This is a genomic window from Chryseobacterium sp. JK1 (assembly GCF_050632815.1).
Lineage (GTDB): Bacteria > Bacteroidota > Bacteroidia > Flavobacteriales > Weeksellaceae > Chryseobacterium.
Window position 1 is genome coordinate 2,176,459 of sequence record NZ_JBODRU010000001.1, and the last position, 26,084, is coordinate 2,202,542.

Below are 26,084 nucleotides of genomic sequence, written 5' to 3' on the forward strand. Positions count from 1 at the left end.
TTGTTTAATTATTGAATCTGAACTTCGTAAATTTTAGGCCACCTCTTACCTGTTATAAGCATATTTTCACCTTTAAAAGCAATTCCGTTCAATACATTTTCGCTATCGCCACGGCTATTTTCTTTAGTAATTTGTGTAAAATCAAATTTTCCTACAACTTCACCGGTTGCAGGATCGATCTTTAGAACAAAAGGTTTGTGCCATACATTTGAATAAATAAATCCGTTGTGGTACTCGAGCTCATTCAACTGATCATAGGTTTGAGAACTTCCGGCTACGGAAACGGTCTTTACAACTTTTGAAGGGTCTGCAACATCCAGAAAGTAAAGGTTTTTTGAGCCGTCTGTAGCAATCAGATTTTTCCCGTCATAGGTTAATCCCCAACCTTCTCCTATGATATTCGGCAAAGGAAATTCGGAAAGTTTTTCCAGGGTATTTTTATCATAGACAAGGCCAATTTTATTCTTATAAGTAAGCTGATAAATTTTATCTCCCACAATAGTACAGCCTTCAGAAAAGATTTTAGCAGGCTGCTTTCTAACAATTGAAGGAACTTTTGAACCTAATATATATTTTATAAGCTGAGAAGATCCTTCGATCCCATCACTTTCATAAACGGTATTTCCTTCTACTACAAATCCTTCAATAAAATTATTCCGGTCATGCAGATATTCTGCTACAACTTTATACGGAATAGTCTGTTCTTTATTTTTTGTAAATACGTTGATGGTGGCATCCTGATTGAGGGTTTCTCCATTTTTCGTTTTAATCTCAAAAATGACATTGTTATCGCCTAATCTGAAAAATTTCGGGTCTACAACTAAACTGGAGGTTTCTTTATCTTCTAAATTGATGGTGATAGATGCCGCATTATCGGTTACTTCTTTTGGAAGTTGAAGTTTATCTCCAAAATGATATCCTTTTTCTTCTTTTGCGTTGTTGTAATCTGCCAGCACGTCAAGCATCTTTTCATTTTTGTTGCATGACATCAGGAGAAGAACATTGGCCAGACCAGTTATTATATTCAGTTTTATAATACTTTTTATCATTTTTCAAAAATACTAAAATTTAATCCTTACAATGAAAATAGCGTCCACTAAGGAACGCTATTTTATATCTGTATTGTATTATTTTCTATTATTTGATCTGAACTTCATAGATTTTCGGCCAGTTCTTACCTGTAACCAGCATATTTTCACCTTTAAAAGCAATTCCGTTCAATACATCATCACTTCCTTTGGTATTCTGTTTCGCAATTTCTGTGAAATCAAATGTTCCAACCACTTCTCCTGTGGCAGGGTTAATTTTTAAAATAATCGGCTTTTGCCATACATTGGCATAGATAAATCCGTTGTGGTATTCCAGTTCGTTCAACTGATCATAAGCCTGAGAGCTTCCTGCTACAGCGATATATTTCACCACTTTTGAAGGATCATTTACATCAAGGAAATACAATAGTTTGCTTCCATCCGAAGCAATCAGGTTTTTCCCATCATACGTTAATCCCCAACCTTCCCCTAAAACGTTAGGATAAGGAAATTCAGAAAGGAGTTTTAAAGAGCTTTTATCATAAATGTATCCTTTTTTGCTTTGCCACGTCAGTTGGTAAACTTTGTCTCCCACAATAGTACTTCCTTCGGAAAAATCTTCTTGAGCCTGCTTGGTAGAAGCCAAAGGTGTAGTGGTTCCCAAAGTATATTTTAAGATTTGTGACGATCCGTTCTGCCCATCACTTTCATAGATGGTATTTCCTTCAACCTGGAATCCCTGTACAAAGTTTTTTGGGTCGTGAGGATATTCAGCAATAATCTGATATGCTATATTTTTTTCAGGATTTTTTGCAAATACATTGATGGTAGCATCCTGATTCAGGACTTCTCCTCCTTTTTTCTTAACATTAAAGGTGACTGCATTATCTCCTAACGTGAAAAACTTAGGATCAATAGTCAAATTGGTTGTTTCTTTATCTCCGAAACTTATTGTTACACTTTCTGCATTATCAGTGACTTCTTTTGGAAGCTCCAGCTTGTCTCCAAAATGATATCCCTTTGCTTCCATCGAGGTATTATAGGTACTCAGCGTATTAAGAATCTCTTTATCCTTATTACAAGACACCAGTAATACAAAGGCTGCGAAACCTACTATTATATTTTTTTTCATTGAATTTCTAAATATTTCCCCAAAAATAGCAAATTTTATTCCGTATTGCCAATATTATCGACGTTTTCCCCAAATTGCAGGATATAGCCGTTGTTATCATAGATTGCAAATTCTCTCATCCCCCAATCAAAGGTCTCGATTTCATAGCAGATTTTAGCTTTTGTTTTAAGGTCTTCCCAAAGTTTATCCACTGTTTCTACATTGAAATAAAATGATCCTGAAAAGCCGATTCCGGAAGTCTTTTCATGGTGATTAGGCTGGGAAAGCATAATAAAGACTTCGTCTTTTTGAAGTGAAGCCCACTGCCAATCGTCGTTTTTAGCCAGTAATGTAAAACCAAGAATATGGGTATAAAATTCGATGGTTTCCTTCAGATTTTCTGTCCAGAAAATAGGCCGTAATCCTGTAAACTTTGTCATCATGGTTGTGGTTTAAAAGTATTTTTATGGATTTTCATATTAAGGCTAATCCATGTTTCTTCATCAATTTTAACTTCACTCTTCACGTTAGGATCGAAGGTAAAGCCTACTTTTTATAGCATTCAATGGCGCCGGTATTCCAGTCGTAAACATTGAGCTCTGCTGTTTCTTTATCGAAATGGGTAAAACCGTACTTCAGAAGTTCATGCATTACTTTTTTACCATATCCTTTACCTCTGTTGTTTTCATCCCAAATAAGAATTCTTCCGAGGAGAAATGTCTCTTCTTTTAAAAAGATTTGCGCATGCCCTATGGTATTCTGTTGGGTTTGATCTATGATATTGAATAATGTTCTGTTGTTGTCACACAAATCCTTTTCCAACTGAGTTTCTGTAAGGGGAAAATGATACCTGGGCCCTGCAAACTGAAGAAGCATTTTAGCATCTTTTATTTGAGAGATAAGCATTCGAGCGTCCTGAATGGTAAAAAGCTGTAATTCAATCATGATCTATTTTTCTACATATTCTTTTAAACTTTGACCGATAATGGTGTTCCATCCTCCTGTAAAGCTTTCTCTTGAGAAGCCATCACCAAGATCTTTAAAGTTTTCAATATCTTCATGGGTTAGCTTTACTAAAGTTTGTTCGTCTTTCGGCTGTAATTCCCAAGTCACTATGGTTTTCAGTGTTGAAAAATCCGGATAAGACCATGTGTGTTTTAGTTTCTGATTAGGTATTATTTCTAAAATCTCTCCGTGATGGTGGTATTTATTGGCTCCGCCCGGTTCATAGAAATTAAATTCTTTCCCTGTTCCCAATACAAAATCCTGAATATCAAAGTACCAGAATTTCATTTTTATCGGTTAATGCTTTCCATACTTTTTCAGCCGGAGCATTTATGTCATACTGAACAATGATCGGTTCACTCATAGTATTGATTTAATAGATTTAAGTCTTCATCTTCCCAATCAAGGTAAAACGTTTATGCATTCTAAGCTAAAAATTATCCATGTGAAAATCCGGTGATTTTGGCTTCATCAAAATCCAACTGCATTTCAATGGTTCTCATCACGTGATCATCAAAGATTTTCTCTCTTTTCATCCTGTGCAATTCGTTTCTCTGGGCCTGAATGATCTGGCGCAACACATCTTTGTTTTGATTAATTGCTGTGACATAATCTCCCGTAGATGCCATACATTGAGCTTTATCTGCCATCAGCATCATTTCATTTTCAAGTTTATGCTTTTGGTGACGTACCAGGCTATTGGTCACTGTCAGCTCGGAAAATTCATTTTCCAGTTTGTGTAAAGCTGTTTCTTTTAGCTTACGCATCAGAATGACCTCCTGTTTTTCCTCTGGCAATTCACTTCCGGCATCCTGAATGTTCAACAATTTCAGGATGGGGCTTAACAATAAACCCTGTCCTACCAAAGTGATCAATATAATAACGAAAGTTACGAATAAAATGATATTTCGGTGCGGAAATGCATCTCCATTTGGTAAAAATGCAGGAATGGACAATGCAGCTGCTAAAGAAACCACTCCTCTCATCGCTGCAAAACTGATGATAAAGGGCTCTCTCCAATCCGGCTTGGGAACTTTTAATCTTAATTCTTTGGAACAAACTCTGGGAAAATACATTAAGGCATAGCTGTACAGTATTCTTGTTCCGATGATAGCTCCGCCAATGACAACGCTGTAGAATATTCCTTCAGAAATAGTATAGTCTTTCAAACCTTCCACAACGATAGGAAGCTCCAGACCAATAAGGATGAAGATGATGGTATTCATTAAAAATATCAGAACACTCCAAACGTTCCCCGACTGAATTCTCGAGGTATGGCTTAAATAACAATGGGAGTTATAAGACATCAGCAGTCCTCCTGCAACCACCGCCAGTACCCCTGAAAAATGGAAATGCTCTGCTCCCACGTACATAATGTAAGGTACGATAAGGGTAATAATGGTATCTATGTTGGAATTGGTTGGGATGATTCTCAATAAAGCTCCAAACAGAAATCCTACGGCAACCCCTATGGCAATTCCGCCAATAGCCATCGTAAAGAAGTCCTGAACAGCGTCTCTCCAGATAAACTGTCCTGAAATAACTGCTGCAAGAGCAAATTTAAAAACAATTAAACTCGAAGCATCATTGATCAAACTTTCCCCTTCCAAAATACTGGTGATCTTTTTAGGAATTTTCATATGCTTCAATACCGAAGTTGCTGCTACGGCATCTGGTGGCGAATTTACTCCTCCCAGCAGGAATCCCATTGCTACTGTAAGCCCTGGAATAATGGAAGAAGAAAGGTAAGCCACTACAATGGAAGTAAGAAATACCAAACCGAAAGCCATGGAAAAAATCTGCTTTCTCCATTTGTGAAAATCCTGCCAGGAAGTAAACCAAGCCGCTTCAAATAAGATAGGCGGCAGAAAAATAAGGAAAACCAGATCCGGCTCTATTTCCACACGGGGCATTCCTGGAATAAAGCTTATGAGCAATCCTGCAATAACCAGAAAAATAGGATAAGCCACCTTCAGCTTCTGCCCGATCATTACTAATATCATTACAGACAGTAAGACGACAATGGATATGATAACATAGCTGTGAATCATTTTGATGTTGTTTTTTTAAGTGTTGTTTTTAAGTAAGTTCTTGATAAAACGTTATTGAATACTTTAGATGATATATTTTTTATCTAAACCTTATAGGTTTAAAGTAGTCCTTATGTTGAGTTTTTAAAGCACAATATTATTTTTTGGAGTGATAGCGGGTGGAAGTTCTGCCTCATCCAGCATATCTCTCATGTCAATTTCAATTGTTCGGCTGATCTGGGTAATCGGGACGTCGTTCGGACTTCCTTCAAAAGGGTTTACAGAAGCTTCGCCTACACTGTCAAGGGTATGAAAGCACCATGTTACCAATAGTGAAAAAGGAATATTAAACCACAATGTCCAGCCCTCTACCATTGTTCCTTCTCCCAGTTTATCAAATTCCTTCAACAGTCCGAAAGGAACGAAAATGATGAATAAAAGCAAAAGATAAGTCGTAATAGAAGAAAAGTTCCTTGGGTAAGGAAAGTTTTTAATTCGCTCTGTTTTCCCTTGATTATCGGTAAATTTTACAAGCTGCTGGTTGATCTGCGTCCATTGAAAATCATTAATTTCTCCTTTCTCATAAGCTTCGGACAGCTGTTTGCTTTGGGCAGCCATCAACTGTGTTGCTCTGTTTTTTTTGCTTAGAATATATTTAAGCTCATCGTCTGAAAGGTATTTTTCTAATTCTTCGTCCAGTTTTGTAAGTCTTTCCGGAATATCATATTTCTTTGAATATTCGTCAAACTGAACGGTTCCCATGTTTTCCCAAGCTCTGGGCTCACGAAGCTGAAACCTTAGAGCAGTAAGCCAGGAATAATGACGCAGAAACATTTGATTTACTGTATCCGGATCCTTTGAAATAAGGGCATCTCTAAGAATATACCCAAAGCTTCGGCTATCATTGATGATAGCTCCATAGATCTGTCTTGCTTCCCACAATCTGCTGTAGCTGGCATTGTTTTTAAATCCTACAATGAAAGCAACCGCGGTTCCCATGATAGCGATAGGCTGCCATGGTACGGAAAGAAACTTCCAACCAAAAAAGTACAGAACTGTTGGAATTGCGGATAATAACGTAAGTGCGTAGATGCTGCGCCTGGTCCATACTATGAACTCACGCGCTCCAAATCTTTTCCCTGAATGCATATGTGTTTATTTAATTGTATAAATGATATTTTATAAAATTACGATTTCATTTTTCATCCCGGCATTCAGTAAAAAAGGATTACTAATTTCGGGTAAATGGTATGTTGTTATAAAAACCGATTTGAATCTGACCACGGTTTCTGTTTTCCTGAATTTGATTCATATATCCGGCTTCTACTCTCATATTTTTATTGATGACATATCCTAAGGCACCATACACTCGGTTCCTGTCGAAAACCGGGCTGTTGAAATGCAGAAATATTTCATTATACACTGAAGCGTAGATCGTTTTGGGCAACATTTCTTTTTGAGTAATGGGGATATTGAAACCCAGCATATATCGAAATCTCATTCTGAAATCATCTTCCAGAAAACGTTCTTCCAAACGATAACGGTGTTGAATATTAAAACGTCCAAATTTCTGTTTTGTGATATATTGCTGGAAAATTCTGTGTTCGATATTTTCTTTCTTTTCTCCGTTTACATAGGGTTGGCTTAGAATAAAACCATATCCTAACAAAACATTATTATTGTTTTCAGTAAGGTCATATCCTACTCCTGTTCGGATGAGAAGCTGCTCCAGATCACCAATACCATCAAAATTACGGTACTGAATTTCATTATGCCAGTTCAGTTTTTTACTGATCTTATTATTTCCAAAGTACATATACCAGGCGCCAAGATCGTTTTTCTGTGCAAATGTTAAGAGGGAGCTTAATCCTAATACTGTAAAAGCCAACTTCGTAAAAACCTTTCTCATGTTTATCAATTACTATTATCTATCGTTTTTAACAAAATTAATAATTTAAATCAATAATAGCAAACAAATATTGAAGCAAACCTGAAAGTGGTTTGAGAAGCAAGTCATTTTAAATGTGTCACTTCATAAAATCATGACCCTCTATTATCCTGGAATATTTTCAACGAGAATATCTTGTCCTTTTTGATCAAAATAAGTACAGGTCATCTCCGCCAGGTTAATTGTCCAGCCAACCACTCCATTTGCTGCGCAATCGTTACAAAATTTGATATAATCTGTACCACCTTGCTGATGAAGTTTTAATCTTGCTTTAAAACTGTCGAGATCTAAATCATGAGAAATGGTCAAAGGATCGTATTTATTTCCGGTATGAACAGATTGGTTATCTGTATTGAAATATTCTGTATTGCCATCAGTAACATAAGCGGTGTAATGAGAAACACCCAGTTCTTTTATATCCTGGATATACTGTGGAAAATCTGCACCACTTTTTACTTTTTGATGCGCTGCTTTGATGTTTTCGATTGTAAATTTCATTCTTTTGTATTTTGCTGTTAATCCATTGATAAAAATAATATTAATTTTATCAGAAATACAAAAAAGTTATCTATTTACTGTTCAATCATACAATAAAAAGTTCAATATAAGCAAGAGTGCCAATATCTAAAAATGAAGGGTATGTGAGAGCGATAAGCCAAGAATTATCAATAAAATTTACTCAAATCTATCTTTTAAATAATTGGTATCTACAATTTTACTTTCTATGGCAAATACCACCAGACCGGCTGTATTTTTAGCTCCTGTTTTTAGAAGAAGGCTGTTTCGATGTCCTTCCACCGTTCTGGAACTTATAAAAAGCTGATCAGCGATTTCGGAAGTGCTGTATTGTTTGCAGATCAGTTCCAATACTTCTTTTTCACGTTTTGAGATGTGATTGGCATCAAATATACTGGAAACCTTCTTTTTAGGTTCTGTAAGGTTCTGATGAAGAGCTTCCATTACTTCAACATTATAGAAGAAACCTTTTTGATATACCTCTCTGATGGCATTTAACAGTTCTGCAGGGCTGGAATTTTTTTTAAGAAAAGAGCAGGCTCCCGACTGAATCATGTTGACAACAAAGGCTTTTGTATTATAACTGGTAAGGGCAATAATCTTGACTTGGGGATATTTAACATGAATTTGCTTCGTTGCTTCTACCCCATTGATTTCCGGCATATTAAGATCCATTAAAATAATATCCGGAAGTTCCTGGAGGATTGAAAGCGCATCAAGCAGTTCTTTTCCGTTGCTGAAATCACTAACCAATTCAATATCTTTTTCTCTCTGTATCAGCAATGTGATACCCTGGCGAAAGAGGGCTTCATCATCTACAGTTATGACACGGATTGTCTCTTTTTCCATCTTATAATTATTTAAAATGTAAATTCTACGGTGATTCCTTTATTGGTTTCACTTTCAATCTTCAGTGTACCGTTGATCAGTTCTACCCGGCTTCTGATGTTTCGAAGGCCTAGCCCTCCTTTCAATGTCCGCTCATCAAGGTTAAATCCTTTACCGTCATCTTTATAAATACAGGTATTTTTTCCATCTTTTCCAATAAACGCTATTTGAATGTGGCTACTTTCACCATGTTTTATAGAATTATTGATCAATTCCTGAAGAATCCTAAAGATATGCAAATTTTTCTCTTCCTCTGTTTTTGCAAAATACAAACTATTAGAGTAGGAAACCTGTAACGTTTTGGAAAGGTTAATTTCTGAGCAAAGAGCATCTATAGCAGCGTGCAGTCCAAATTTTTCTAAAATAGGAGGAAGTAAATCATGAGAAATCTGTCTGGCACTTTCTGCAGTTTTGTTAACGAGATGGATAATTTTATTTTTCAGATCATTATATTCTTCTCTTTCCAGATTATCAAAATCCAGAAGATGAATATTTAAAGAAACTACACTCAGCTTCGAGCTGATATCATCATGCAGGTCCTGAGCAATACGTAACCGCTCTTTTTCCTGAGCACCAATAATAGCATGGGTAAGGTCTTTCTCGTACCGTATTTCCAGCTCTTTCTTCTGAATAAGGTTTCTCGTTATTTTTTTGTTGGAAAAATAATAAAACAGAATTAGGGTAACAGCCAGTAAGGTAAACGCCAAAAAGGTGTATACAATAGTGGAAATAATAGCATTCTCATTCATCTTGTAAAATCATAACAGTAATTACACATTTTTTTTACGGGAAGAAAGATATTCTGTGAAAATAAAAATCTGATATACAATAAACATAACGACATTGAGGACCCATATTTCTTTATGCAGCTGACTATTCATTACTGTATAAAGGTTTCCGGACAAAAATATCACGGTACTGCTTATAAGATACAGCAAAAGCCCCAGGCTTATATAGTTGTATTTCTTCTGGGCGTCCAGCGTATTATATAAATGAAATAACGCCAGAATAATTATGGAATAGGACGTGACAAAAATTTCAAATAAGTTAAAAACATAATATTTTTCAGGATATAAAATATACTGTACAACAAGAACCGCCGGAATAATTACTAAAAGGAAACGGGCTGTTTTCTTTTGATAAGCTTCCGTAAGAATTTCATGAAAGAATAACCCCAACAACAGGAACTGTCCTATCAGATAATAATGGGAGAAAAAAAGGTTATTGATCTTCTGATAGTTTAATACATAAAATACAACTTCACATATTAACAGCCAGGCCAGATAACTTATAAAAAATGTATAGGCCCTTCCGGAGCCGAAAAAGCCTATACAGTATACCGCCAGATTAATCAGCAGGATGCCTTTTCCAACCAGCGACAATATTTCAATCCAATGATCCAATAATCCTAAGTTTTTGGAATTATCTTTCCCACCATCTATTCAGGGAACATACACTTGGGCAAGGTGTTGTCATATCATATACATAATAGCCTTTTTCATAGTCTACCATATCATTTCCTGAAGCATTAACGCCTACCAAAAGAAATTTAAACTCTCCTTCGTCATTAATTGCGTTATACCCTCTATATTCGGTAAACCCTGTATCTTTCATTAAGATATCGTTAACATCCTGAGCAGGAATTAAGTTAGCTTTTATCGACATTCCAGGAATATCTTTTCTACTTTGCCAGTTTGCAATCCAAGATTGAGCTTGATCCAGTGTTACTGCATGTTTTGGTAAATCCATAGTTTTTAGTTTTTTATTTAAATAATAGTTTTATTATGAATAGTGTTAATAAAAACACACACAATTTAGGAAAAAACACATTATAACGCCAAAATAAATGTATTTTATTTTCAATTTTACAGAATCTTTCTTTTTCTTTTCCAAAATTAGGATAATGTCCCCTTCTAACATTGCGTATTTCTACGGGTTTTCTAATTTGGCATTTTATACCCTGTTCTCTTTTTCTATTTCTCCGTTACTTTGATCTATACTTTAAGATAAAACTTTACCGCAGAATACACTGTCCCAATATTGTTTTATTCTAAAAATATTTTGAGAATACTAAGCCTAAAAATCCATATCATGAAAAAATTGACCTTTTTTGCGATTTTTGTTTTCATAAGCAATATTGCAGGTATGAATGCACAGACAACTACTGTAACTTTTGAAACCTCAACAGGCGGAAGCACAAGCTTTACCAGCAACGGATATGTATTTAATATTGTCTCACAGGCCGGAACATTCAGAATTCAATCCAATTATCCAGGTACTGGCTGGAATGGTACAGCCAATGACAATGTTTATATTGACAATACCGGAACAACCAACATCAATTCCCCATCTTTCAGTGTGAAAAGTACTTCTCTATTTACGGTATCAAAGTTTTGGGTGTTTCTGAGCAATACCGCTTTGAACCAATCTACCTCATCAGGAACGTTAATTATTACGGGAAAACTGGCAGGTATTACCAAATTCAGCACCACCAAAACATCAGGTTTTAATACTACATTTAATGCTACTGCCGGAACAACTGGAAATTTCAACGGATTTACTTTGATTGATCTTGCGACTCTGAACAATCAGAACAACAGCAATACAGTTATTGATGAAATCCAGCTGCAATCTACCGGAGGCTATGTTTATATGTGTCTGGATGCTTTTACCTGGTCAGCCACAGCGACATTGGGAACTTTTGAAAATAAATGGGAAGCAAAAACAAATGTATATCCCAATCCTACCTCAGGAATCTTCCATATTGATCTGAAAAAAAACAATCCGATTTCTATATACGATCAATCCGGAAGACTTGTAAAATCTGTAGACGCTTCAAAAGGTGAAAACAACATTGACATTACAGAACTACCGGATGGTGTTTATATCATTACCTCAGGAACAGAAAGCTATAAGATTATTAAAAAGAACTAAAATCTCAGAGAATACCAATCATCAGCTATACTATAAAAAAACCGACAGCTATCTGTCGGTTTATACGTATTTTGAATATCCATCTGTTTTTATGGATGTTGTTGCATTTTCGCAGGATCATCATAGTTCACCATCCAGTTGATTCCAAACTGATCTGAAAACATTCCGAAATAAGCGCCCCAAAATGTATCAGCCATTGGCATAGTTATCTGTCCGCCAGCAGAAAGACCATTGAACAGTTTATCAGCCTCTTCTTTAGATTCTGCATTGATAGAAACAGAGAAATTATTCCCAGCCTGAAAGTGAGAAGCCCACTCTCCTCCTGTATCACTTCCCATCAATACGGTTTCTTTAGAAATCGGAAGCGTTACGTGCATAATTTTATCTTTATCCTCTTCGGGCATTTCTTTGCCTTCCATTGGAGGCATTTCTCCAAAAGTACCCATGTAAGGATATTCTCCACCGAAAACTGATTTATAGAAATCGAATGCTTCTCTGCAGTTTCCGTTGAATGTTAAATAAACATTTACTGTTGCCATGATTGTTTTTTTATACGTTAAGTTTTTTATTGAATGTTGTTTCAGATCTTTTATGATCTGTGCTGATCGATCAAAATCATATTTCCATCCGGATCTTTCAGATAGATATGTTCAGGACCTGAAGTGGTTTCATCAGCTTCTTTTTCAATCTCTACTCCATTTTCTTTTAAATGCTTCTGAATCGTGCGTACATCATCAAAAGATTCAAGATTCTGCGCATTTTCATCCCATCCCGGATTGAAAGTAAGCATATTGCCATCAAACATCGCTTGAAAAAGGCCTATCAGCGTTGATCCGTTTTTCATAATCAGATAATTCTGTTCCGTATTTCCGGCCATGGCTGTAAAGCCGAGCTTTTCATAAAAGTCTTTAGATTTCTGCAGATCTTTCACACTTAAACTGATTGAAAATGCTCCTAATTTCATATGGTTATATTGGGTTATTTTAAAATTTGGATGATGATTATTGATTTTTAAGACGGGTTTTAAATTCCAGGGTTCCGTCGTAGCTTTTCCAGTCGCCGATTAATTCAATATACTCTCCTTCTACCTTTTCTGCTTTCCTATCCCATTTGAAGTTGTACACAAATTTTCCTTTCAGCATCCCTGAATGTTTTCCTTTGTTTTCTTCCGCCAGCTCATATTCTCCGAATACAGTTCCCTGTTTCTTAGCATCTTTATACTTCGAAATGGTAATCTTTCCTTCGAATTTTGCATAGTTGGCATCTACAAGAGTATATCCCGAAACAAAATATTCCTGATCATTCTTCTTGTTCTGCTCGGCAGTATTGATCTTGAGCTTAAGCTCCTGACCTTTGCTTCCGATTGTGCCTGTATAAGGCTTGCTTTTGTTGAGCCAAACATTTGAAATATCCGGCATCTGGCCCATGACGAAGTGAGCCGCAAAAATAAAGAGTAATAAAAGTTTTTTCATATTGTGAGGGGTCTAAACGCCAAATTGGGATAAATGGTGATTCAGGTGTTTTGCAAACATATTATTCCATTCCTGAGCTTTTAATTTTCCAAAAGAAAAAGATTCTTTACCATCGAAAGCATCTGCTCCCAACTGCTGAGTTTTCTGAATGAAACCGATAAGTCTTGTTTTTTCTTCGTGGAAGTTTTTTCTTCCCGTCACCAAAAACTGAGGAGAGGTAGGGGAATCTCTGGGATATGCTTTCTCTCCCACCACTTTAGATTTTACAAAAGTTTTTAAAATAAATTTTGCAATAGATCCCGGTTTCTTATGTTTTTCAGGTTCGTAAACCATTTCATAAGTGATGCAACAGTGTGCCAACATCTGGTCTACCGTCATTTTTCCCCATAAACCATGCGTATCTTCTACAAGCTTGTTGATTCTATCTATATATCTTTGAGCATCTTTCGCTTCAAATACATTTTCCATATTCTTTCTATTTTCTAACAGACAAATATATCAGTTTTTTTGTTTGATTTTATAGCCTGACACAATTTCGTTCAGGATTTGAAGATAGAAATAAAAGGATCTTTCCAATGTATTTAAAAGAAAGATATAACGGGTTCCAATTCAAGAATAAGGCAGACGTTTTTCCCGGCTTACTTTTTTATTCTTCCATCTTTTTCCCGGAAGTTTCTTCCAAAGCAACTTCCTGTGATGAAGCTTTTTTGAAGATCAGCCAAAGTTTAATTTTCAAAGCAATCCAACCTAAAATTGCATATATAATTAGAAGAATACTCAAATGTTTAAGATAAGGAAAAGTAAGTTCTACAGATCCTTTTTGAATCAGTAAAATCTTAAAAGCCTGTAAAAAAGGAGTCAACGGAATAATATTAGCAATAAACTGCACAAAAGCAGGCATCGCACTTAATGGCCATGTAAATCCACTGATAATGAAGGCCGGCGAGGCGATAACCATCAAAATCTGGGTAGCCTTCAATGCATCAGGAATAAGAATACTTACAAGTACTCCCAGAAATGAAGCGGAACCTACAAACACAGCGGTAAGAAGGATAAAGTTAAATATCCCTTCCGGCATAGGAACCCTGAAAATCATATGCATAAAGTAATAAACGCTGACGATAAGAATAGAAAACACCCAGATCGGAATTACTTTAATTAACATGGTAGGAAAAGCCCATCTTTTCATATTACGGTACTCTTTCACAAAGGATCCTCTTTCAAATTCTGCGGCAAAACTTACTGCCATGGCCAAAAGAATAACCTGTTGTAAAACCACCGCCAGCATTGCCGGCCACATAAAGATAAGATAGTTACCCGTTGTATTGAAAAGCGTTATATAATTGGCTTTGAAGGGCTCATACTGTGTGGCTGCTTTTGCAGCAGGCATTCCTGCTTTCTGAAGCGCTTTTATGGAAGCTCCTGCAGAAAATGTCCCTATGGTCAGCTGAAGAGCTTTGGAGGCAAAATTGGCAGTTAGAACGTTTCCGGTATTGATGTAAACATTGAGTTCCGGGTATTTTTTCTGAAGCATATCTCCTTCAAATCTGGAGGGGATGATCACCACTCCGGCTGCTTCATGTTTGATCACCTCATCTTTAATACTCAGAGGTTCCTGAAGGTATCTGATGATTTTGATACTTTTATTATCGTCCAGCATCTCTGTCAGCTGATTAGATAAAGGTGTATTATCTCTGTCGATTACCAATACAGGAGTATTTTCAACTTTTCCGCTTTTATAGACAAACCCCAGCAAAGTTGCATAAAAAACCGGTGCCAAAAAGAACACCGTCCTCAAGGTAGAATTGCCAATAAAAAGTTTGAACTCACGTTTTAAAAGACGGAAAAATTCTTTCATCTGTTTATTTTTATATTTTTAACGGAGAGGGAATGAATATTTCTGCCCTTCCCATTTCATATTATTTCAGGATAACATTTGCATTGACAAGGATATTTTTAGCCTTATTCATATCTTTTGGCTTCACTTTGATCTCATAAATTGCATCCTGAAGCTGATAATCCGGGTAAGCTGTTGTAATATCTGCGTATTTTGTCAATTGTTTGATGTATACGATATTTCCTGCCAGATTTTCTTTATTATAAACAACCTGCATATTCACATCCTGCCCTTTTTTATATTTTGAGATCGCACTTTCCGGAATAGTAAATCTGAAATAGGTACTTTCGGGAATATATCCGTTGAATAATGCAAATCCGGCAGTTGCCAGTTCTCCGGTATTCAGGCTGATGGTTTCTATTTCCATATTGTTGGTAGCAATGATATATCTTTCAGAATAGGCTACGTTGGCTTCCTGCAAAGCACCTTTAGCTTGAGATGCCTGCCCTGCCGCCATTTCTACTTTTTCGAAACGGGTTCCTCTTGTCACATCATCCAATTCTGCAACAACGGCATCATATTGAGCTTTTGCTCCTTGAAGCTTAGCATAAATTTCATCATGAGCCTGTGGAGACATTAAGCTGTCGCGGAACATATTATTGGCTCTCTTGTAAGATTTTTGGGCAAATTCGTATTGCTCTTTTAAGCCTTTATATTTTGCCTGCAGCTGTTTCATCTGATCTGCTGTAGCTCCATTTTTTGCCATTTGTTCCTGAGCTGTGGCAGCATTCACTGCTCCCTGGGCCTGGGCTATTTTTGCGGAAACTTCAGGTACATCAAGCTGAGCCAGGGTATCTCCTTTTTTCACTGTTTGTCCTTCAGCAACGTATATTTTTACAATTCTTCCGGTAACTTTAGGAGCAAAGGAGATTACATCCTTTTTGGTTTTTCCTTCAGGTTCCGTGATCTTTTCATTTTTCTTGTCACAGCTTCCCAGTATCAACAGAGCAGCAAAGAGTATAGATATATTTTTAGGCATCATTTTCAATTTTAAGGGATTAAATAAAGTTTGGTGATATCCAGCTCCTGGGTAGACCTCATAAGTTCTATTCCTGCTCTTCTCTGGTTAAAAATTGCGTTCTGATATTCAAGCTCGGCCGCTTCCAGATCATTTTCTGCATCAATGAGCTGTGAGGATTTGCTCATCCCATATCTGAATTCTTTTTCAGCCTGCACCAAAGCACTTTTTGCCAGTTCTTTTTCTTTAGCTTTTAAAGTGATCTGAGCGGAAGCAATGTCATAATTGGTTTTATTGTTAGCCAAATTTAGAGTCAGCTTTTTTAAAGCATCTTCTTTCTGGTTCTGCAATACTTCTTTTCCGACTTTCGCTGTTTCTTCGGCATGTTTTCCTTCTTTTCCGTCAAAGATTTCCCACTTGAATCCAACTCCTGCCGTAATAAGGGGAAGCACATTGATATTATTGGGTCTCCAATCCAGTTTTTTGCCTTCATATCCAAGCAAAGGAACGGCAGGAATTATGTTTTCAGAACTTTTGATATGGCTTCCGTAAAGACCGATATAATAGGCAGACGCCATTAACTGTACTTTAGGAATCATCCATGTTTTTTCAGCTTTGATCTTATAATCTGCTGCAGTGATCCCGTGATCCAGCGCGCGGATCTCAGCCCTTTGTTCTATTCCTTTTTCTGCTGTGAGAAGCTCTACCGGAGATAAGGCAGGATCGATCATTTTAAGACGTTCTCTGTTGATTCCTGTTAAAATATAGAGCTGGGTAAGGAGAAGTTCTTTTTTTCCTTCGTATTCTACCAGTTTAGCATTTAACGTAGCCTGAGCCAATTCTATCTTCTTATGATCATAAGGAGTGATCAGTCCGTAGCCCAGTGCTTTATCGGCTGTCTTTTTATTAATGTCCAGTCTTTTGGTACTTTCGTCCAGAACTTTTTTGGACTGATGAATCAATGCCAGCTGATCATAAGCTTTAGAAATGGTAGCCACGACTTCGTCTTTTGTTTTTTCCAGCAGGATGTCTTCAGACTTTTTCTTTTCTTCAACGGCTTTTTTCAGGTATTTCACTTTTCCTCCGGAATACAGAAGCATTTTAGCATCGGCTTTTGCTATACCGGAAAATCCTGACACGTTGAAATTGTTATTAAAAGCACCTTCTGGAATGTTGATAAAAGGAGCAAGGTTAATTTCCGGCGAGGTTAATCTTGCCGTTCCGTTGAGATACCCTGCTTTTCCACTCAGTTCAAGAGTAGGTAAGAAAATATCCTTTAGCTTATGTTCATCAAGGTCGGTAAGTTTATTTTGGGTAATCTGCATTTTGAGATCCGAATCCCGAACCATGGCGCTGTCTAGAAGTTCCTTAAAATCAGGAGCAGACTGTGACCAACCCAAAGCAGGAAAAGCCAAAAAACCAAACGTAAAAATCAATAAATTGTTTTTCATGGCTTATGTTTATAACAAATATAATGCAAAAAATGTTAAAATACTTAAAGATAATTCCACAATACAGTGAATTTAAAGTAAGTTTAAAATATGTTTAAGTGAAACACCTTTACAAACAAAGTTTTGGCTAAAGTGTTTAAATGTTAATTAAAACTTAAAAATTTTTGAAAAAATATTTAACTCTACTTTTTTCCACTCTCCATTTTTGTGTTTTTTTGAGGAAATAAAGGGGGTAAAATAATATTTGATCTGAAAACTTACTGTATATTTTATTTTGAATTTTGGAAGCTGGATTCCTGTGGAATGACAAACTGGATGGATATACATTGCTAGCAATTAAAAACGAAAACTCCCCACATTACTGTGAGGAGCTTGTTTATAATAAGCTTGCAAATTTTACTTTTGAACTGCTTTTTTCATCGTATTATCTGGGCGTAAAACTCTGTAACGAACTTCGATATCTTTTGGTACATAGAATACCAATGGCAGTTTACTGTTGTATCTTACGATTTCAGGTTTTAAAGAAACGAACTTTTTGGTCTGTTTCTTATCCAGACAGCCCATTAATGTACCGGCTGTTTCTCCTTTAGACTCTACTTCGTAGTAGTTGTAGCCCCATCCCTGAAGGTCCTGATTTTTCATGTCTCCCATCAGAAAATAATTGTTACAGTCTAACATTTTTTCCATTCCTACAAAAAGCTCAACTTTTAAATCGTTTTCGTTTTTTTCTATAGGAAGCTGAATATACACTTGTTTATATCCATCTTTTGCTTTTGGGAACATTTCAATCTGTAGTTTTTCAAACCTTTCAGCTTTCTTTTGAGCGAAAGCATTTACACCGATCATTAAAATCAATCCTGTAATTAAAGTTTTAGAAAATTTCATCTTTTAATAATTTTTTTAATTGATATTACTATAATTCCAAAAATCATTCCAAAATTAAACAATTGTTTGGTTTTTTATTTTATTTCTGTTTTATAAACCATTCTGTAATAAAAAAGCTGTAGTAAAAATTACTACAGCTCTTTTATCATTTATTCTGAAATGGCAACATTACTTCCTTTCGTATGAGCATTCATCTGCGGCGCGTAGTAATTCTGCATGGTTGTAATTCCGTTGGAGAATTTTCCTGCAGCATTGGCTACAACATCATATTCAAAAACATATTTTCCTTTCGGCATATATTGAATATAGAAGTTGGTAGAAGCATCTTTTGTAGACTGATAATAGCCCAGATTATTCTTCCACTGATACCCTGATAGTACGTCTAGAGGTTCAAATCCTGCAGCACGCATATCTTTAATATGAATAAATTCCATTGCTCTGTCTGTATTCAGTATCATTCTTACGGTTACTTTATCACCTACTTTCAACGGGGTTTCGGTAGATATTTTCTGAAGTTCTTCTCCGTTTACGGTTTTCACTTTTTTATAAAGTTCTTTGGTTACCGAGATATAGTTTTCTGAAGATTTCACTTTATCCAGGTCTTCGTAATACTGCCAGAATAACCCTCCCTGAACAATACCCGGACCAGGTTTCGTAACGGTAACAGTAGCCAGATTCTTATCAATAGTCTCTGTTTTTACTGTTGATTTCACATATCCCGTCGCCTGAATTTGAGGAGCCAATTCTTTGCCACCCCAAACGATCGTCGCTTTATCACTTTCTGTACCCGTCCATGATTTCCCTGAGTTCAGAATGGTGAAGATCACTTCTGAGGTTCCTCTTGAGCTTCCCCACGAATTGACTTCTTTCTGAGTAATAAGCCAGATTTTCATCTCTTCAATAAATTGCTGATCATTAGGTTTCAACTTATTGAAAGCTTCCAATGCTCCAGCATGATTCACTACTTTTGAACCAAACCATCCCCAGTCGTTCAGATTCTGTTTCCAGTAAACACCTTGTGTTTTAGTGTCTGTGGATGTTTCTTTCAGGTAAGTCATGAGCTTATCAGATACCGTTTTCAGATCATAATTATTCATAAGCAATGCCGCTCTGTGCAATCCGAAGAATGTGAAGTCTGTGATTTTTGCTGTTTTAGCTTTTTGTTTCACCAGCGATTTCAAAGTGGCTCCTTTTCCTGTTAACGGATATTCTTTTTCCCAGTAGTTTCTGGTATCAAGATAGTCGAGCGTCCAGTTATTCCAAATGTTTCCTTTCTTCACATCTGCATATTTATTGATCTCAGTATCTACATAGCGGATCAGTTTTGACACTAAGTCTTTCTGATCTTCATTTTGGTAATCTTTCACATTATCTTTTAACCATGAATTGATTTTCCCAAGATTTTTAAGAATATATAATGAAGTTCCGTATGAACTTGGATATCCTTGATACCATGAGAATCCACCATCAGGGTTCTGCAATTCTCTGAAATCATCCCAATCCTGATTGATAGAGTTTTTCATCGTATTGGCATCAAACAGCAACGAAAGTTTCTGCATTTGCTCTCCTTCATTTTTACTTTCCAGAATCCAAGGCGTTTCTTCCAGTAAAAGCTGTTTTAATTCCTGATTTTTTTCAAGGTTTGAGTTCAGCAGTCCTTTATTCTGATATTCCTCGAAAACGGTCTTCATTTTAGGATTAGCTTTGAATATTTCGGAAGCCAATACATCGGCAAACCATTTGTTGAAGATAACATCAGCAGAATTATTCTGGTCGTTTTTCAAACTTGGAAGTGCAAACATAATTTCCCAAATAGGATTGGTTGTCAGTTCCAACGTATTGGAAACATTAGAAGCTGTAGCTGACGTATTATTTTTAAGATTATCAATTACAAATGTTTTTGTTTCTCCTTCTTTCACAAATACAGGCACAGCATCGGTTACCAGCATTCTGTTGGGCAATATGGCAACCGCTTTTTGTTCTCCGTCTGAATAAGCTCCAGCTTTTGCTACCACCTTCAGGATAATGGACGAAATATTGTTAGGAACCTTCAATTTCCATGTAAGGGCTCCGTTTCCGTTTTCATTCAAATCAAAATTTTGAGTTCCTGATGAAAGTCCGAATTTTGAAGAAATATTTTCATTGGTAAAGGCATCCAAAATCTGCAATTCTGCCGATCCGCTCAGTTTTTTATTGGTAAGATTGGATAGTTTGGATTGTAGATTCAGTTCGTCTCCTTCTCTTAAAAACCTAGGATAGTTTGGTGTTACAGAAAATTCTTTCTGGGTAACAACTTCTTTCTCCAAACTGGCGGCTCTAGCATCTTTAGTATGGGCTAGGAACATCAGTTTCCATTTTGTAAGGGCTTCCGGAGAAGTAAATTCAAAATTTACATTTCCTTCTGCGTCTGTTTTTAAATCTGGATAGAAAAATGCTGTTTCATTTAAGTTTTGACGAACAGCGACTTTGTCCAGCTCTTTTTGTGTGTGACCCTGATCTAAAACACCGTCTGGACCAGATTCCATTTTTGGAGCTTTGGAAGGCTCCGGAACCACATTCTGAACAATTTCAATTTTATCTTCCATAGCATCCTTTCTCATCACCATTCTCGCTTTTGCTCTTACAGATGGCGCTGGCATTGGCGAATAGCCTGCAGTCATTACAACATTATTACTTCTCGGAATATTTCCACGATAGAACTCGAATACCTCACCTCCATCAAACCAGTTAAAATAAGGAATCTCTACAGAGTTACTGCCAAAATATTTCATTCTTTTCTCATAAGTGCTTTGCTCCAGATAATTCTGAATCCCATATGAAACTACTCTCTTAACAGGTGAATATAATCTGTTCCAGCTATAATTATTAGCAGCAAATTGATCCAGAGACATATCGTACATATTGGCCAAAACCTCGGCATTGATTTTCTCTTTATCATTTCCTGTTACCTTTACACTCCATTTTTCTTTTGAGTTAGGCTCTATTTTATCTCTGAAAGTAACCGTTTCTATTTTTAAAGGGCTTTCGGTATCTTTAATTTTTAAAACAACATTCTTAGTGTTGATGTCGTTGAAGGCTACCATTTGAAACTGAATATTCAGGTCAGAAACTTCTTTATCTTTTGGAGCTTCAATTGTATATTCGAGAATTCCTTTTTTAAAGGTATGGGTTTCTGTAATTGTTTTTCCTGATCCGTTCTGTACAAAGACATTTACCAAAGCATCAGGAACTGCAGAAAACACATAGATCTTCGCTTTTTCACCTCTTACAATTTCGTCTTTTGGTGCAATGACGGTAAGGAATGTTTTTTGAGCAGGTTTTAACATTGTTTTATCCCAAACACTGAAATACTGCGATGACTTTATGGTATCTTTTCCTTCGATATTGAAGAGTTCAAGCTGATAATCTCCTGCTTCCAATTTTCCGAGATCCAGATCATTATCGGCGGAAGGCTGTTGTTGTCTTTCTACAAGAACTTTTTCTGTTTTCCAGTTTTTAATCTCATCATTTTTATCGAAAAGATCATGTGGGAATTTATTGATGAACTCTTCTTTCGAATATTTCGGAAGATTCTGAACTTCAAGTTTAAAATTATTACGGAAAACTCTACCTGGAGCTGCAAGCTTCGACAGTTTCACCTGATAGGCTTTTTTAAGGAGCTGTTCGTTATAATTTTTAGTTTCTACTTTCAGTTTTACATTTTCATCAGCAAATGTATCATTGATTTCATTTGCTTTAATGTAGTGAGAAACTGAAGCTACTTTCAACTGGGTATTGGCAGATTGGGTTTCACCATTAATATCTGTAACGGAAGCATTTATTTCATAATTATCAATCTGGATACCTTCCAAGGTTTCATCTTTTTTAAGATCTAAACGAATGGTAAACTCTCCTTTTTCATTGGTCTTAGCTTCTCCCAATATTGAGTTTTCATTATCATACACTTCAGGATACCAGCTGAAATATCTCCATCGTATATTATGTTTTTTAATTTCGTAATCTACCACGGTATTGCTTAAAGCAACTCCTGAAAACATTTTAGCGCTTCCTTTCAGTTCTATGACCTGCCCGTATTTATATTCTTCTTTTACAGGCTCGAAAGTAACTTCAAATTTAGGTCTTTTGTACTCTTCGACACTGATTCCTTTATTTCCACGAGGTTCGCCAATGGTTCTTAAGAAAAACATACCATTCAGCTTACCTTTAGGAAGAATGAAACTTCCATGATAAGAACCAAATTCGTTAGTCGTAAATTCCTGTGTAGATAATTCCTGATTATTAGCATCGTATAGGGTAATTTTCTGTTTCAGACCAGACATTACCGCTTCTACTTCCTTTTCAATTCTGGTATTGATCACCTTAAAATATACCGTCTGACCGGGACGATAAATGCCTCTGTCTGTAAAAATCTGTGCCGTGGTACGGGTTTGTTTATTAGGATCATAGCTTTCGTTATAGGTATTGCTGCCATATATTCTCATGATCTGGAAATCATTGGTTTTAGGCTGCTGAATCAGAAAGGTTCTGTAATAATCTTTATTGGCAGTAGCTGGAAATTTAAAGACACCTTTTTCATTGGTTTTTCCTTCTATTTTGCTTAAATTATTATTGCCTACAAATTCATAGAATGTCAGATTTTCATTGGCCAGAAGTTTTCCATTTTCACTGTTGACTAGTTTCAATTCGTTTGAAAGTGCATTTCGGTCTGTTTTAGACTGATAAACCACTCGATTTCCGGAAACTATAAAATAAAAATTCAGAGGTGAGTCGCTATCTTTAGCGTTTTCTCCTGCAACACTATATTCTACCGCATAAATACCTGATGGAAGCGGTTTTATTTCCAAAGAAGTTTTATGAAGCTGGAAGTCTTTCGGATCTGTCAGTTCAAACGTTTCTTTTCTTACCAGATTTTTCTTTACTTTTTCAAAAGTATTATTATAAGGATTTCTTATATAATCCATGAATGAAGTATAATTATCTTTTACTTCATAAATATTCAAAGTAAATGCAGATACATTTTTGTACTCTGCTACAAAATGAATAGGAAGATTATTTTGAGTCTGAGATTCATATTTGACATTCAGTGTAGGATTGGTAATCTGTTCTTCCTTATTCTTTATATTTTCGATGTATGGTGACTTTGGATACTCACTTTTGGCCTGTTTAGCTACTGCAATGGCTTCTTTAATTTTATTTTTTTCAACAAGCCCATCCATTATATTTTCCATGATGATGACTTTGTAATCACCTGCTTCACTGGATTTCAAAATATTTTGATACTGTTCCAATCGGTCTTTGCAATGAGTCAGATCACAGTTGGTCAGCATCTTTTCTTTCATCAGATAAAGCTTGGCGTTTCCACTATTCTGAGCAATCAACTCATCATAAATAGCATTAATTTTAATATAATTTGCTGTAAGTTCATTTTTTGTAAAAATAAAACTGGAAGACCAAAACTTTATTTTCTGAAGAGCATACCAGTCGTATAACGAAGGGAAGTAAGCCATATTCTTTGTATCAGAAAAAACATTTTCATATTTCTTTAGAGAGATCTTTTTCATTTCCGAACTTCGAGAATCAAGCTCGTTGTAGACCTTCGTTAAATAGTTTTTAAAATCCAGCTTACTCCAAGTCTCAATCTGGGAGATATCCTGAGAGTTCATATTAGTTCTACCCGTTAATTTCCAAAGGTTATTATTATAGTAATCCTGGAAAAAATTGCTTAATAAAACCTGATAAAACAGTTTTTCGTCACCTTTCAGTTTTCCTTCCGTATCCTGTAGTTTTTTGAAAAATGTTGAAACAGAATTATTCTGATCATCATCCGAAGTTCGATTGATAATATTAAATTCAGATTTCAGAGCACTGATCAGCTGAAGGGTGTTATTTTCTTTCATAGCTTGGTTTTGTATGGCCAAAATAATGGGGAGATTAGATTTATAAGCTCCTTTGCTCGTGTTTTCATTGATTTTTTTCCACTGGTCTTCGTAATATTTCTGAGCAAAGACCGATGAAAAGCTTTGCATTACAAGCAAAAGCATAAAAATCTTGGAAAATATTTTCATATATATTATTTTTGATAAATGAACATCTTAAAAATACTGAAAAAAACTGTCATAGACAGCCAAATTTATGTCTCTTTAATGGGAACTCTTTTTGCAGTATTTTTTATGGAAGAGCAAAACACATTCCGTTTCCCTACTACGATTCTGATTTTCATTACTTATTTCAGCGGTTATCTTTACACTAAATATCAATATACCCGACATTTTCTAAAAATCTTAGCCTTAAATGCCGTTGCAGGAATTATCTGCGCCTGTCTGATTATTTATAACCATAATGAGATCAGGCTTCTGAAATGGTTTATTATTGTCATTCTGGGGCTTCTTTATAATAGCTTTTTTCTGGATATTTATATCAGAAAAATTCCTTTACTGAAGGTATTTTATGTGGGATTGGTCTGGGCATTGGTCAACTGCTGGCTTACCCTTCCCGAATTTAGCATTCCTATTTTTCTGATCAGCTTTTTCTTCATTACAGCATTGGTGCTTCCTTTCGATATCAGAGATATGGAAAGTGATACGGTAAAAACTTTTCCCATGTTTATCGGGGTACAGAATACAAAATATGTCGCCTATGCTTTGGTTTTCATAAGCAGTATGATTGCCATCTTTTATCTTAAATTCAATTATGCAGTCTCATTTTTTCTGACTACGATTATCTCTTATATTTTTATTTATTTCGCTGACAACAAAAGGGATGACTCGTATTTTTCCTTCGGCGTGGAAACTTGTTCATCACTTCCTTTTTTATTTTTGCTAATAATGGAGTATTTTTGACCCATGATTATCAAGAAGCTCTCCCTTTACAATTTCAAAAACCATTCAGAAAAAAAGTTTGAATTTTCTCCTCAGATCAATTGCTTTGTAGGCAACAATGGCGTGGGAAAAACCAATATTCTGGATGCATTACACTATTTATCGGTAGGCAAAAGCTTTTTGGGAAATACAGATCTTAACAATATTAAGACGGAAGAAGATTTTTTCACTATTGATGCTGAGATTCAAAATGAAGACAGTGAAGACATTATCAGAATCACTCAACCGAAGGAAGCTAAAAAAGTCATTAAGAAAAATGACAAAAGCTATGACAGGCTTGCTGATCATATTGGATATTTGCCAAGTGTGATGATTTCTCCGTATGACTCGAATTTAATTTCAGATTCCGGGGAAAGCAGACGTAAGTTTCTGGATGCTATGATTTCTCAGACCGATTCAGAATATCTTTTTGATCTTATACAATATCAGAAAACCATTCAGCAAAGAAATGCCCTGCTAAAATATTTTGCTAAAAACAGAACCTGGGATAAAGATTCTCTTGAAATTTATGATGATCCAATTACCCGTTTTGGAACTAAAATTTTCAGGAAAAGAAAAGAATTTGTTGAACAGCTCAACCCTATTGTTCAGAATTTTTATCAGATCATTTCGGGCGGTAAAGAAACGGTATCGGTCATTTATGAATCTCATTTACTAGAAAACTCTTTTGAGACACTTTTAAAAGAAAGTGTTGAACGTGACCGTATGTTAACTTATACTTCAAAAGGAATTCATAAAGATGATCTTCTTTTCGAAATGGATCATGTTCTGATTAAAAAAACAGGCTCCCAGGGACAGCAGAAATCCTTCCTTATCTCTTTAAAACTAGCCCAGATGAGTCTTGTGAAAGAGCTTACGAAGAAAACTCCTATTCTTTTACTGGATGATATTTTTGATAAGCTTGATGACACCAGAGTTTCGCAGCTTATTGAGCTCGTGAATAAAGAAAGTTTCGGCCAGATCTTCATCACTGATACTCACAGAGAACGTACGGAAAGCGTGGTAAAGAAGATCAATGAAGAAAGTATAATCTTTGAGATATGATACAAAAAGTTTTACTTATCCTGTTTTCATTCTGTTTTC

25 protein-coding genes are annotated in these 26,084 nt (G+C 35.9%); 3 read left to right on the forward strand and 22 right to left on the reverse strand.

Annotated features, from left to right (window positions below):
* Window positions 1–8 precede the first annotated feature (8 nt).
* The 13 genes from ACQ76T_RS09870 to ACQ76T_RS09930 form a co-directional block, all read right to left on the reverse strand.
* Window positions 9–1,034 carry a glutaminyl-peptide cyclotransferase gene (locus ACQ76T_RS09870; RefSeq protein WP_431343731.1) on the reverse strand — a complete coding sequence of 342 codons (1,026 nt, stop codon included), beginning with the start codon at window positions 1,032–1,034 and terminating at the stop codon, window positions 9–11.
* 103 nt (window positions 1,035–1,137) lie between these two features.
* Entirely contained in the window at window positions 1,138–2,160 is a 1,023-nt protein-coding gene (locus ACQ76T_RS09875) for a glutaminyl-peptide cyclotransferase (protein ID WP_431343134.1), read from the reverse strand.
* Between the two features lie 35 nt (window positions 2,161–2,195).
* Window positions 2,196–2,582: a VOC family protein gene (locus ACQ76T_RS09880; RefSeq protein WP_431343135.1), complete on the reverse strand. Its 387-nt coding sequence runs from the start codon at window positions 2,580–2,582 to the stop codon at window positions 2,196–2,198.
* Window positions 2,583–2,685: 103 nt separating this feature from the next.
* Window positions 2,686–3,084, reverse strand: coding sequence for a GNAT family N-acetyltransferase (locus tag ACQ76T_RS09885; RefSeq protein WP_431343136.1), 399 nt, complete (start codon window positions 3,082–3,084; stop codon window positions 2,686–2,688).
* A gap of 3 nt (window positions 3,085–3,087) precedes the next feature.
* A complete protein-coding gene (locus ACQ76T_RS09890; RefSeq protein WP_431343137.1) occupies window positions 3,088–3,432 on the reverse strand; it encodes an SRPBCC family protein in 345 nt (114 codons plus the stop codon).
* Between the two features lie 149 nt (window positions 3,433–3,581).
* A complete protein-coding gene (locus tag ACQ76T_RS09895) occupies window positions 3,582–5,195 on the reverse strand; it encodes a Na+/H+ antiporter (protein ID WP_431343138.1) in 1,614 nt (537 codons plus the stop codon).
* Window positions 5,196–5,318: 123 nt separating this feature from the next.
* Window positions 5,319–6,323, reverse strand: a complete 1,005-nt coding sequence (locus tag ACQ76T_RS09900) for a bestrophin family protein (protein ID WP_431343139.1) — start codon at window positions 6,321–6,323, stop codon at window positions 5,319–5,321.
* An 82-nt stretch (window positions 6,324–6,405) separates the two neighbouring features.
* Window positions 6,406–7,083, reverse strand: a complete 678-nt coding sequence (locus ACQ76T_RS09905; RefSeq protein ID WP_431343140.1) for a DUF2490 domain-containing protein — start codon at window positions 7,081–7,083, stop codon at window positions 6,406–6,408.
* A gap of 144 nt (window positions 7,084–7,227) precedes the next feature.
* Window positions 7,228–7,620: a DUF1398 domain-containing protein gene (locus ACQ76T_RS09910; RefSeq protein WP_431343141.1), complete on the reverse strand. Its 393-nt coding sequence runs from the start codon at window positions 7,618–7,620 to the stop codon at window positions 7,228–7,230.
* 177 nt (window positions 7,621–7,797) lie between these two features.
* The gene (locus ACQ76T_RS09915) at window positions 7,798–8,487 is read right to left on the reverse strand and encodes a response regulator (protein WP_431343142.1); all 690 of its coding nucleotides are present in this window, start codon (window positions 8,485–8,487) and stop codon (window positions 7,798–7,800) included.
* Window positions 8,488–8,498: 11 nt separating this feature from the next.
* The gene (locus ACQ76T_RS09920) at window positions 8,499–9,275 is read right to left on the reverse strand and encodes a sensor histidine kinase (protein WP_431343143.1); all 777 of its coding nucleotides are present in this window, start codon (window positions 9,273–9,275) and stop codon (window positions 8,499–8,501) included.
* Window positions 9,276–9,296: 21 nt separating this feature from the next.
* On the reverse strand, window positions 9,297–9,929 hold the full coding sequence (locus ACQ76T_RS09925) for a hypothetical protein (protein ID WP_431343144.1): 633 nt from the start codon (window positions 9,927–9,929) through the stop codon (window positions 9,297–9,299).
* Between the two features lie 19 nt (window positions 9,930–9,948).
* Window positions 9,949–10,275, reverse strand: a complete 327-nt coding sequence (locus tag ACQ76T_RS09930; protein ID WP_431343145.1) for a hypothetical protein — start codon at window positions 10,273–10,275, stop codon at window positions 9,949–9,951.
* A gap of 342 nt (window positions 10,276–10,617) precedes the next feature.
* On the opposite strand from ACQ76T_RS09930, the gene ACQ76T_RS09935 reads away from it, so the two are divergent.
* Window positions 10,618–11,460 carry a T9SS type A sorting domain-containing protein gene (locus ACQ76T_RS09935; RefSeq protein WP_431343146.1) on the forward strand — a complete coding sequence of 281 codons (843 nt, stop codon included), beginning with the start codon at window positions 10,618–10,620 and terminating at the stop codon, window positions 11,458–11,460.
* A gap of 89 nt (window positions 11,461–11,549) precedes the next feature.
* Here ACQ76T_RS09935 and ACQ76T_RS09940 read toward each other — a convergent pair whose 3' ends face one another.
* The 9 genes from ACQ76T_RS09940 to ACQ76T_RS09980 all read right to left on the reverse strand — a co-directional run bounded on the left by ACQ76T_RS09940 (window position 11,550) and on the right by ACQ76T_RS09980 (window position 24,188).
* Entirely contained in the window at window positions 11,550–11,999 is a 450-nt protein-coding gene (locus ACQ76T_RS09940) for a VOC family protein (RefSeq protein WP_431343147.1), read from the reverse strand.
* Between the two features lie 50 nt (window positions 12,000–12,049).
* Window positions 12,050–12,424, reverse strand: coding sequence for a VOC family protein (locus tag ACQ76T_RS09945; RefSeq protein WP_431343148.1), 375 nt, complete (start codon window positions 12,422–12,424; stop codon window positions 12,050–12,052).
* Between the two features lie 37 nt (window positions 12,425–12,461).
* Entirely contained in the window at window positions 12,462–12,932 is a 471-nt protein-coding gene (locus tag ACQ76T_RS09950) for a hypothetical protein (protein ID WP_431343149.1), read from the reverse strand.
* A 12-nt stretch (window positions 12,933–12,944) separates the two neighbouring features.
* Complete coding sequence (locus ACQ76T_RS09955) at window positions 12,945–13,400, reverse strand: DUF1569 domain-containing protein (RefSeq protein WP_431343150.1); 456 nt, start codon at window positions 13,398–13,400, stop codon at window positions 12,945–12,947.
* A 178-nt stretch (window positions 13,401–13,578) separates the two neighbouring features.
* Window positions 13,579–14,790: an ABC transporter permease gene (locus ACQ76T_RS09960; protein ID WP_431343151.1), complete on the reverse strand. Its 1,212-nt coding sequence runs from the start codon at window positions 14,788–14,790 to the stop codon at window positions 13,579–13,581.
* 61 nt (window positions 14,791–14,851) lie between these two features.
* Complete coding sequence (locus ACQ76T_RS09965; RefSeq protein ID WP_431343152.1) at window positions 14,852–15,808, reverse strand: HlyD family secretion protein; 957 nt, start codon at window positions 15,806–15,808, stop codon at window positions 14,852–14,854.
* A gap of 11 nt (window positions 15,809–15,819) precedes the next feature.
* Window positions 15,820–17,238, reverse strand: a complete 1,419-nt coding sequence (locus ACQ76T_RS09970) for a TolC family protein (protein WP_431343153.1) — start codon at window positions 17,236–17,238, stop codon at window positions 15,820–15,822.
* A 396-nt stretch (window positions 17,239–17,634) separates the two neighbouring features.
* Window positions 17,635–18,123: a serine protease inhibitor ecotin gene (gene eco, locus ACQ76T_RS09975; protein ID WP_431343154.1), complete on the reverse strand. Its 489-nt coding sequence runs from the start codon at window positions 18,121–18,123 to the stop codon at window positions 17,635–17,637.
* 149 nt (window positions 18,124–18,272) lie between these two features.
* Window positions 18,273–24,188, reverse strand: coding sequence for an alpha-2-macroglobulin family protein (locus ACQ76T_RS09980; RefSeq protein ID WP_431343155.1), 5,916 nt, complete (start codon window positions 24,186–24,188; stop codon window positions 18,273–18,275).
* 18 nt (window positions 24,189–24,206) lie between these two features.
* On the opposite strand from ACQ76T_RS09980, the gene ACQ76T_RS09985 reads away from it, so the two are divergent.
* Together ACQ76T_RS09985 and recF are read left to right on the forward strand one after the other, a co-directional pair.
* Window positions 24,207–24,962: a hypothetical protein gene (locus tag ACQ76T_RS09985; protein ID WP_431343156.1), complete on the forward strand. Its 756-nt coding sequence runs from the start codon at window positions 24,207–24,209 to the stop codon at window positions 24,960–24,962.
* Window positions 24,963–24,965: 3 nt separating this feature from the next.
* Window positions 24,966–26,045 carry a DNA replication/repair protein RecF gene (recF, locus tag ACQ76T_RS09990; protein ID WP_431343157.1) on the forward strand — a complete coding sequence of 360 codons (1,080 nt, stop codon included), beginning with the start codon at window positions 24,966–24,968 and terminating at the stop codon, window positions 26,043–26,045.
* The last annotated feature ends 39 nt before the right edge of the window (window positions 26,046–26,084 follow it).